The sequence below is a fragment of the Rhodopseudomonas sp. genome, from assembly GCF_048594845.1.
In the GTDB taxonomy this organism is placed as follows: Bacteria; Pseudomonadota; Alphaproteobacteria; order Rhizobiales; family Xanthobacteraceae; genus Rhodopseudomonas.
Genome location: NZ_JBMDXE010000006.1, coordinates 1 through 9,270, shown reverse-complemented (window position 1 = coordinate 9,270; position 9,270 = coordinate 1). Strand labels below are relative to the sequence as shown.

Annotated in this window: 12 protein-coding genes; 6 read left to right on the top strand and 6 right to left on the bottom strand. The window is 66.6% G+C overall.

What is annotated here, in order from left to right; all coding sequences use genetic code 11:
• The 6 genes from ACOJTD_RS00375 to ACOJTD_RS00350 form a co-directional block, all read left to right on the top strand.
• Positions 1 to 157, top strand: a 157-nt coding sequence (locus ACOJTD_RS00375) for a metal ABC transporter permease (protein WP_420130968.1), incomplete at its 5' end; no start/stop codon positions are given.
• A gap of 4 nt (positions 158 to 161) precedes the next feature.
• Positions 162 to 1,079, top strand: a complete 918-nt coding sequence (locus ACOJTD_RS00370) for a metal ABC transporter substrate-binding protein (RefSeq protein WP_420130967.1) — start codon at positions 162 to 164, stop codon at positions 1,077 to 1,079.
• A 138-nt stretch (positions 1,080 to 1,217) separates the two neighbouring features.
• A complete protein-coding gene (locus ACOJTD_RS00365; RefSeq protein ID WP_420130966.1) occupies positions 1,218 to 2,264 on the top strand; it encodes a CobW family GTP-binding protein in 1,047 nt (348 codons plus the stop codon).
• On the top strand, positions 2,261 to 3,280 hold the full coding sequence (locus ACOJTD_RS00360) for a WD40 repeat domain-containing protein (protein ID WP_420130965.1): 1,020 nt from the start codon (positions 2,261 to 2,263) through the stop codon (positions 3,278 to 3,280). The genes ACOJTD_RS00365 and ACOJTD_RS00360 overlap by 4 nt, the downstream gene beginning before the upstream one ends.
• Before the next feature lie 33 nt (positions 3,281 to 3,313).
• The gene (locus ACOJTD_RS00355; protein WP_420130964.1) at positions 3,314 to 4,036 is read left to right on the top strand and encodes an MgtC/SapB family protein; all 723 of its coding nucleotides are present in this window, start codon (positions 3,314 to 3,316) and stop codon (positions 4,034 to 4,036) included.
• 104 nt (positions 4,037 to 4,140) lie between these two features.
• The gene (locus tag ACOJTD_RS00350; protein ID WP_420130963.1) at positions 4,141 to 4,512 is read left to right on the top strand and encodes a hypothetical protein; all 372 of its coding nucleotides are present in this window, start codon (positions 4,141 to 4,143) and stop codon (positions 4,510 to 4,512) included.
• 262 nt (positions 4,513 to 4,774) lie between these two features.
• On the opposite strand, the gene ACOJTD_RS00345 is transcribed toward ACOJTD_RS00350, so the two are convergent.
• The 6 genes from ACOJTD_RS00345 to ACOJTD_RS00320 all read right to left on the bottom strand — a co-directional run.
• Complete coding sequence (locus ACOJTD_RS00345) at positions 4,775 to 6,205, bottom strand: homospermidine synthase (RefSeq protein ID WP_420130962.1); 1,431 nt, start codon at positions 6,203 to 6,205, stop codon at positions 4,775 to 4,777.
• 171 nt (positions 6,206 to 6,376) lie between these two features.
• A complete protein-coding gene (rnk, locus tag ACOJTD_RS00340) occupies positions 6,377 to 6,781 on the bottom strand; it encodes a nucleoside diphosphate kinase regulator (protein WP_420130961.1) in 405 nt (134 codons plus the stop codon).
• Positions 6,782 to 7,043: 262 nt separating this feature from the next.
• The gene (locus ACOJTD_RS00335) at positions 7,044 to 7,430 is read right to left on the bottom strand and encodes a RidA family protein (protein WP_054165659.1); all 387 of its coding nucleotides are present in this window, start codon (positions 7,428 to 7,430) and stop codon (positions 7,044 to 7,046) included.
• Positions 7,431 to 7,542: 112 nt separating this feature from the next.
• The gene (locus ACOJTD_RS00330; RefSeq protein ID WP_420130960.1) at positions 7,543 to 7,710 is read right to left on the bottom strand and encodes a hypothetical protein; all 168 of its coding nucleotides are present in this window, start codon (positions 7,708 to 7,710) and stop codon (positions 7,543 to 7,545) included.
• A gap of 10 nt (positions 7,711 to 7,720) precedes the next feature.
• Entirely contained in the window at positions 7,721 to 8,308 is a 588-nt protein-coding gene (locus ACOJTD_RS00325; protein ID WP_420130959.1) for a GNAT family N-acetyltransferase, read from the bottom strand.
• A gap of 199 nt (positions 8,309 to 8,507) precedes the next feature.
• Positions 8,508 to 9,270, bottom strand: a 763-nt coding sequence (locus tag ACOJTD_RS00320; RefSeq protein ID WP_420130958.1) for an ornithine decarboxylase, incomplete at its 5' end; no start/stop codon positions are given.

Genomic DNA, 9,270 nt, shown 5'->3' with positions numbered 1-9,270 from the left:
CGGTTACGCGGGCCTGGTGCTGTCGTTTCTCACCCGCGTGCCGTCGGGGCCGGCGATCATCCTGATCGCGGCACAGCTGTATCTCGCCTCGCTGCTGTTCGGCCGGAACGGCGGCGTGGTGCATCGACTGTTCACCGGCCGCCATCTCGAGGCGTGAGACCATGATCCGGATTGCCGTCGTCGTTCTGTCGCTGCTGGCTGCGGCGCTGCCCGCGTGTGCGCAGGAGCGCACCCCGCAGCGCATCGGCGTGGTCGTCAGTTTCTCGATCCTCGGCGATTTCGTCCGCAGTGTCGGCGGTCACCGCGTTGCGGGGACCACGCTGGTCGGGCCGACCGGCGACGTCCACGTCTACACGCCGTCGCCGCGCGACGCCAAGCAGATTGCCGACGCCAAGCTGGTCGTCGTCAATGGCCTTGGCCTCGAAGGCTGGCTGCCGCGGCTGGTGCAGTCCTCGGGCGGCAAGGCGACGATCGTCACCGTCACCAAGGGCATCAAGACGCGCGAGGCCGACGATGACGGCGACGCCCACGGCCACAGCCATGGCGATGACCACACCGACCCGCACGCCTGGCAGTCGGTGCCGAACGCCAGGATCTACGTCGCCAACATCCGCGACGCCCTGATCGCCGCCGATCCGGCCGGTGAGGCGACCTATCGGGCCAATGCCGAAGCCTATCTGGCCAAGCTCGATGCGCTCGATCGCGAGGTCCGCGAGCAGGTGGCGAAAATCCCGGCGGGCGCCCGCAAGGTGATCTCGACCCACGACGCGTTCGGCTATTTCGCCGACGCCTACGGCATCAGCTTCATTGCACCGCAGGGCGTGTCGACCGAATCCGAGGTCAGCGCCCGCGATGTCGCCCGGATCATCAAGCAGATCCGCGCCTCCAAGATCCCGGCCGTGTTTCTGGAGAACATCAGCGACCCGCGGCTGATCCAGCGGATCGCCGCCGAGACCGGGGCCAAGATCGGCGGCACGCTGTACTCGGACAGCCTGACGGCCGAAAACGGCGACGCCCCCACTTACATTGATATGGTCCGGCACAATATAAGGACGCTGACGAGCGCGCTCGGCCAATAGCTGCCTTGCTGCGCCGCATCCTGAGGGCTCCGCCGCCAGGCGGTGTCTCGCGGGATGAATCGCGTTTACGGCTTATCCTCGGCGGCTCGCGCCCGCGCGCGATCCCGAGGTGAGAGCCTGCTCTGGAGCACCCGCCTGATGACGACCGCCTCGACCTCGAAGATCCCCGTCACCGTGCTCACCGGCTATCTCGGTGCCGGCAAGACGACACTGCTCAATCGCATCCTGTCGGAGAACCACGGCAAGAAGTACGCGGTGATCGTCAACGAGTTCGGCGAGATCGGCATCGACAACGACCTGATCATCGGCGCCGATGAGGAAGTGTTCGAGATGAACAACGGCTGCGTCTGCTGCACGGTGCGCGGCGACCTGGTCCGCATCCTCGGCGGCCTGATGAAGCGCAAGGGCAAGTTCGACGCGATCATCGTCGAGACCACCGGCCTCGCCGATCCGGCGCCGGTCGCCCAGACCTTCTTCGTCGACGAGGACGTGATGGCGAGCTCGCGGCTCGACGCGGTGGTCACCGTCGCCGACGCCAAATGGCTCAGCGACCGCCTCAAGGACGCGCCGGAGGCCAAGAACCAGATCGCGTTCGCCGACGTGATCGTGCTGAACAAGACCGATCTGGTCAGCAAGCCCGAGCTGCTCGAGGTCGAGGCGCGGATCCGCGCGATCAACCCTTACGCCAAGCTGCATCCGACCGAGCGCTGCAAGGTCGCGCTCGCCGACGTGCTGGAGCGCGGCGCGTTCGATCTCGACCGCATTCTGGAGATCGAGCCGGAATTCCTCGAAGCCGACGATCACGATCATCACCATGATCACGACCACGGGCACGACCATCATCATCACCACGACCATGGTCACGGCCTGAAGCACTATCACGACGAGGACATGCAATCGCTGTCGCTGAAGAGCGACAAGCCGCTCGACCCGTCGAAATTCATGCCGTGGCTGCAGCAGCTGGTGCAGACCGAGGGCGGCAAGATCCTGCGCTCCAAGGGCATCCTGGCGTTCGCCGGTGACGACGATCGGTACGTGTTTCAGGGCGTGCACATGATGCTGGAAGGTGATCACCAGCGCCCGTGGAAGGACGGCGAGCCGCGCCAGAGCCGCGTCGTCTTCATCGGTCGCGAACTGCCCGAGCAGATGATCCGCGACGGCTTCGCCAAGTGCATCGTGCAATGAGCGGGTTCGAAGCTTCTGGCGAGGCGGCCTCGATCGCCTCCGTCACTGATCGCGTGGTGAACGTTGCGACCGGCGGCGCGATCACCGCCGTGCACTTTCTCGGCGACAGCGCGGTGTTCGTCGGCGCCGAGGAGAACGCCGTGATGGCGACGCTCGCAGGCGAGACGTCGACGGTCGCGCTGCACGGCGGAGCGGTGCTGAGCGCGGTCACCGACGGCAAGCGTCTCGTGACCGGCGGCGACGACGGCAAGGTCGTGCAGCTCGATGCCTCAGGCAAGGCGGAGGTGCTGGTCACCGATGCCAAGCGGCGTTGGGTCGACAATGTGGCGCTGCATCCGGACGGTGCGGTGGCGTGGTCGGTCGGCAAGATCGCTTACGTCCGCGCGCCGAAGGCCGAGGAGAAGTTCTTCGAGGTGCCGTCGACGGTCGGCGGACTCGCGTTCGCGCCGAAGGGGATGCGGCTCGCGATCGCGCATTACAACGGCGTGACGCTGTGGTTTCCCAACATGGCGGCCAACGCTGAATTCCTGGAATGGGCCGGCTCGCATCTCGGCGTGATGTTTAGTCCGGACAACCGCTTCCTGGTCACGGCGATGCACGAGCCGGCGCTGCACGGCTGGCGGCTCGCCGATTCGCGGCACATGCGGATGACCGGCTATCCGGGCCGCGTCCGCTCGATGGCCTGGACGGTCGGCGGCAAGGGCCTCGCGACCGCCGGCGCTGACGCGGTGATCGTCTGGCCGTTCGCCAGCAAGGATGGGCCGATGGGCAAGGAGCCGGCGATGCTGGCGCCGCTGCAGGCCCGCGTCAGCATGGTGGCCTGCCATCCCAAGAACGACATCATGGCCTGCGGCTACTCCAACGGGACCGTGCTGATGGTGCGGCTCACCGACGGCGCCGAGATTCTGGTTCGCCCGACCGGCCCGGCGCCGATCGCGGGGCTGGCGTGGAACGCCAAGGGCACGCTGCTGGCCTTCGCCGACGAAGAGGGTGCGGCGGGCATTCTTCCGCTGTAAGAGAAAGCCGGTTCCAAAGACCGGCAGTTTCTCATGCGCTTCCTCGCCACGTTCCAGACGACCGATTTCTTCGACACGCTGGTCAGCCTCGCCGTCGCCTTCGTGCTCGGCATGCTGATCGGTGCCGAGCGGCAGTATCGCACGCGCGCGGCGGGCCTCCGCACCAACGTGCTGGTCGCGGTCGGCGCCGCCGCCTTCGTCGATCTGGCGATGCATCTGGCCGGTGCCGACGGCGCGGTCCGGGTGATCGCCTATGTGGTGTCGGGCATCGGCTTCCTCGGCGCCGGCGTCATCATGAAAGAGGGCATGAACGTCCGCGGTCTCAACACCGCCGCGACGTTGTGGAGTTCGGCCGCGGTCGGCGCCTGCGCCGGCGCGGACCTGGCTGCGCAGGCGGTGGCCGTCACGGTGTTCGTGATCGCCGGCAACACGCTGCTGCGGCCGCTGGTCAATGCCATCAACCGCATCCCGTTCGACGAGCGCACCTCGGAAGCGACCTACTCGGTGCGTCTCACGGCAGGCAGTGCCTCCGCCGACAAGCTACGCGATCAGCTCGAGGAGCGGCTCGAAGCCGCGGACTATCCGGTCGCCGACGTCGAGGTCGAGACCGTGGAACACGCCGACGACAAGGTCGAGATCGTGGCCACGCTTGTGTCCACGTCGATCGAGCCGGACGAACTCGACGCCGTGGTCGCCGACCTCGAGCGCCATCCCGGCGTCGAGCACGCCACCTGGGAAACCAGCACTAAAGATTGATTCACTTTGTAGACAAAAGCGGCCCGTCGTTCCCGCCTGCGGCGATGGAACCCGGAACGATGGCCGGCCGCTCCTGTTGTCCTGCCGTGCAAGGGATGACGACAATGACCCAGATCGAAAAACAAAACGGCTTGAAGCGCGATCTGCTGCTGGCCGGAGTCCTGATCGCGGCCGGCGTCGCGATCTCCGGCATGGCGCTGACACAGGTCGACCGCAGCGGCCGCCTGCAGTTCGCCCAGGCCGAGCCGCAGCATCTCGCGCAAGCGACGCCGCAACCGCCACAATCCACCCCCGGCGCAGAAAGCAAGCCGGCCGCGCCGTCGCCGGAGAGCAATAAGTCAGACGCCCGCCCGCACGACATTCCGCCGCAGCCCGCCCGGCCGGACGCCGACGCCGTGCAGTCCGGCGCCAAGCCGGCCCTGCCGCCGGCACCGCCCGAGAAAGTCGGCGAACCGATTCAACCGAAGGGCGGCTAACACCCGCCACCAAGAAACGACCGACGATTGCCTCACCGGGCTCGCAACAGCGGGCCCGGCTTTTTTTGGTGATCAGTTGTAGTCGGCGAAGCAGCCCCGAGCTGCAGCGCACCTCTCCCGCTTGCGGGAGAGGTCGGATCGCGGAGCGATCCGGGTGAGGGCACTCCTATCAGCGAGTCGCTGAGTCAGGGCCTGCGTCGCCCTCACCCCAACCCTCTCCCGCACGCGGGAGAGGGAGCGCGCTGCGATCCGGGGTGGCGCCTCAGCGCACCAGCACGTTGCGGAACTGCCACGGATCCGAGCTGTCGATGTCCTCCGGGAACAGGCCGGGGCGGTCGGTCAGCGGGGTCCAGTCGGTGTAGTAGCCTTTGACCGGACCGAGATACGGCAGTTGCACTTCGAGGCAGCGCTTGTAGTCCATCTCGTCGGCTTCGACGATGCCGGCTTCCGGATTCTCCAGCGCCCACACCATGCCGGCCAGCACGGCCGACGACACCTGCATGCCGGTGGCGTTCTGATACGGGCAGACTTCGCGGGTCTCTTCGATCGAGAGCTGCGAGCCGTACCAATAGGCATTCTTGGCGTGGCCATAGACCAGCACGCCGAGTTCGTCGATGCCGTCAACGATCTCGTTCTCGTCGAGAATGTGCCACTTCGGCTGCATCTTGCCGGTGGCGCCGAACATTTCGTGCAGCGACAGCACCGCGTCGTTGGCCGGGTGATAGGCGTAGTGGCAGGTCGGGCGATACACCACGTTCTGGCCGTCCCGCACCGTGAAGTAATCGGCGATCGAAATCGACTCGTTGTGGGTGACGAGGAAGCCGTATTGCGCGCCCGGCGTCGGGCACCAGGTGCGGACGCGGGTGTTGGCGCCCGGCTGCAGCAGATAGATGGCGGCGCCGCAGCCTTCGGTGTGGGTGCGGCCGTTGTCCGGCATCCACTTCTCATGCGTGCCCCAGCCGAGTTCGGCCGGCTGCAGGCCTTCGGAGACGAAGCCTTCGACCGACCAGGTGTTGACGAACACGTTCATCGGCTTCGGCGTCTTGGCGCGCTGGGTGTCGCGCTCGGCGATATGGATGCCCTTGACGCCGAGCTTATGGGCGAGCTGGCCCCAGCCTTCGCGGCTCTTCGGCTCGTTGAACTCGGTGCCGGTGTCGCGCGCGATATCGACCAGCGCCTGCTTGACGAACCACGACACCATGCCGGGGTTGGCGCCGCAGGTGGAGACTGCCGTAGTACCGCCGGGCTGCTTCGCCTTGGCGGCCAGCAGGGTCTCGCGCAGCGCGTAGTTGGTGCGCTTCTCCGGGCCGGCGCTCTTGTCGAAGTAGAAGCCGGCCCACGGCTCGACCACGGTGTCGATGTAGAGCGCGCCGATCTCACGGCACATCGTCATGATGTCGACCGAGGAGGTGTCGACCGACAGGTTGACGCAGAAGCCCTGGCCGCCGCCTTCGGTCAGCAGCGGCACCAGCAGCTCGCGGTAGTTGTCCTTGGTGACACCCTGCTTGATGAAGCGCACGCCGTGCTTCTTGGCGAGCTCACCATCCTCGTGCGGATCGATGATCACGAACCGCTTCTTGTCGTACTCGAAGTGCCGCTCGATCAAAGGCAGCGTGCCTTTGCCGATCGAGCCGAAGCCGATCATCACGATAGGGCCGGTGATCTTGGCGTGGATCTTCGAAGTGGACGACATCAGGGATGAACTCCGGGGTAAGGGGTGAGGAAGGGGTTAGCGAAGAGATCGGAGAGCTCGGCGGAAGACCGCCGCGATCGGCGGTCAGCTCGGTATGGGAATACGACGGCGGGGTGAAATCCGGATGTCACCTCGTGCAGCAGTCGGTTCGTGCAGCAGCTATCGGCGCAGTCAGTTCGGCTCGGACACGCTCAGCACCGTCAGCGAGCGCCGCTCGCCCGACGGCGTTTCGAACGAGATCGATTGTCCGACGGAGAGGCCGATAAGCGCGGCTCCGATCGGGGTCAATACCGAAATGCGGCCAGCCTCGACATCGGCGTCGGGCGGATACACCAGCGTGACCTGCTTCTCCTTGCCGGTGGTGTCGTCCCGGAAGCTCAGCGCGGATTCCATGCAGACAACGCCGGGGAGCGGCGCTGCGTCCGGCGCAACCTTGGCGCGCGCGACCTCGCCGGCGAGAAACTCCGCGGTGGTCGGATAGCGCTGCGCGGCGGCCTCGGCGAGATGGCCGAGGCGCTCGGCGTCGCAGTGGCGCAGCGTGATCGGGGGACGGCGAACGGCAAGAGATTGGATCATGATGTTACGGCTCCTGTCATGCCGGACGCGCAAGCGCCGGCATCTCGGGATGGTGTCAGACAAAAATGGATGGGATCGGAGAGAGCGACGAAATTGCAGTTGCCCGGATCGCGCACGCGCGCGTCCGGGTCACCTTCCTGCTTGAAGGCGACCAGCGCGCAGCGTCAAACGGTTGCGGGGCAAGTTCGTCATGGTGGCTGAAACCTGGGGGCTCCCCGCCGCAAAGTCAACGGGGAGCCGATTGTCGTGCAATGAGTAGGACTTAGCTGCGGCGCTTGGCGGTGACTTCGATCTCGATCTTCATTTCCGGCTTGTACAGGCCGGCGACCGCCACGATCGTCGCGGCCGGGCGGATCTCGGCGAGGTTCTCGCCGCACACCGCGAACACCGCATCGGCATCCTTCGGATCGGTGATGTAGTAGGTGGCGCGGACGATGTCTTCCATCGCGAAGCCGGCTTCCTTCAGCGCCGCGCCGATCGTCTTGAAGCAGTTGCGGGTTTGCGACGTGACGTCCTCGGGCAGCGTCATGGTGGTGTAGTCGTAGCCGGTGGTGCCGGATACGAAGACGAAATCGCCGTCGACCACGGCGCGGCTGTAGCCCGCGGTCTTCTCGAACGGCGATCCGGTGGAAATCAGGCGACGCGACATCGAAACAATCCTGAAACTGAGGGGAGATCGGCAGCCAATGCCGCGTCTGGTCGTGCAAATCAAGGCCGGTTCAATCAAAGCCGGGCTGTCTCAGCCCTGACACATGATTGGGCTAGGCTGCAGTTGTCCCGGCATTCTCGGCACGCCGCCGACGCCAGGCGTCGACAGCGATCTTGAGCACGAACACGGCGAGCACCAGCACCGTGATACGCGGCCGCTTGGCCGGATCACGTGGCGCAAAGACGCGATGAGTCGGACGGGGAAAGCGTAGCGAAAGCATCTGTCCCTCCTCAGGCCGCGCGACGAAGACGCACCCGCTCGGCGCGCGCCGGCTTGGCGGCAGCACCGGTGGGGACGATCAGGCCCGCGGCGTCGTCGAGCGCACCCTCGCGCAGTTCGAGGCCGAGCAGCCGGTCGCGCTCGAACGGGCCCGGCAGAGCCAGTCCCGCCATCTTATCACCCGTGAAGCCGAACCGCGCGTAGTACGGCGCATCCCCGAGCAGGATCACCGCGCCGTGGCCGCGGGCGGCGGCTTCGGCCAGCGCCGCGCGCATCAGCGCGCCGCCGACGCCGAGCTCGCGGCACGACGGATCGACGGCGAGGGGGCCGAGCACGAGTGCGGCCCGGCCCCCTGCGTCGACATGCCAGAGCCGAACGGTGCCGACCAGGCGGCCTTGACGGACCGCGGAGAAGGCCAGGCCTTCCGCGGGCGCGCGTCCATCACGCAAACGCTGGCAGGTGCGCGCATGTCGGCCTTCGCCGAAGCACGCATCCAGCAGGCGCTCACGCGCGGCAATGTCGGAGCTCTTTTCCGCACGGATCGCGAACGGAACGGCTGCGACGTTCAAGGCAGTCAAGGTGGCGAGTGCGTTCGTCATGGCACGTCGATCCCCACGCTGTCCGGCGAACCGCGCCGGCAGCATGTTGTCAGCAAACAGCGATGTGACAGGGAGAGGCCGGCAAGCCGGCCTCAATTCTTCTGCTCCCTCTCCCGCTCGCGGAAGAGAGCCGGGTGAGGGCGACATGAGCCGCCAACTCACCCTGGTATCCGACCTCCGCGGCGCGGAGGAGCGGTCCTCAGATGTGGTAGGTCCGCAGCGGCGGGAAGCCGTTGAAGGCCACCGACGAGTAGGTCGACGTATACGCGCCGGTGCCTTCGATCAGCAGCTTGTCGCCGATCTCGAGCGTCACCGGCAGCGGGTACGGCATCTTCTCGTACAGCACGTCGGCCGAATCGCAGGTCGGGCCGGCGAGCACGCAGGGCGTCATCTCGGCGCCGTCGTGGCGCGACTTGATGGCGTAGCGGATCGACTCGTCCATCGTCTCGGCGAGACCGCCGAACTTGCCGATGTCGAGATAGACCCAGCGCACATCGTCCTCGTCGCTCTTCTTCGAGATCAGCACGACTTCGGTCTCGATCACGCCGGCGTTGCCGACCATGCCGCGGCCCGGCTCGATGATGGTCTCCGGGATCTGGTTGCCGAAGTGCTTGCGCAGCGCCCGGAAGATCGAGCGGCCGTACTGCACCACCGGCGGGACTTCCTTCAGATACTTGGTCGGGAAGCCACCACCCATGTTGACCATCGAGAGCGTGATGCCGCGCTCGGCGCAGTCGCGGAACACCTGCGCAGCCATCGCCAGCGCACGGTCCCACGCCTTCACCTTGCGCTGCTGCGAGCCGACATGGAACGAGATGCCGTAGGCTTCCAGGCCGAGACGCTTGGCGTTGTCGAGCACGTCCACCGCCATCTCCGGATCGCAGCCGAACTTGCGCGACAGCGGCCACTCGGCGCCGGCGCAATCGTACAGGATGCGGCAGAACACCTTCGAGCCGGGCGCC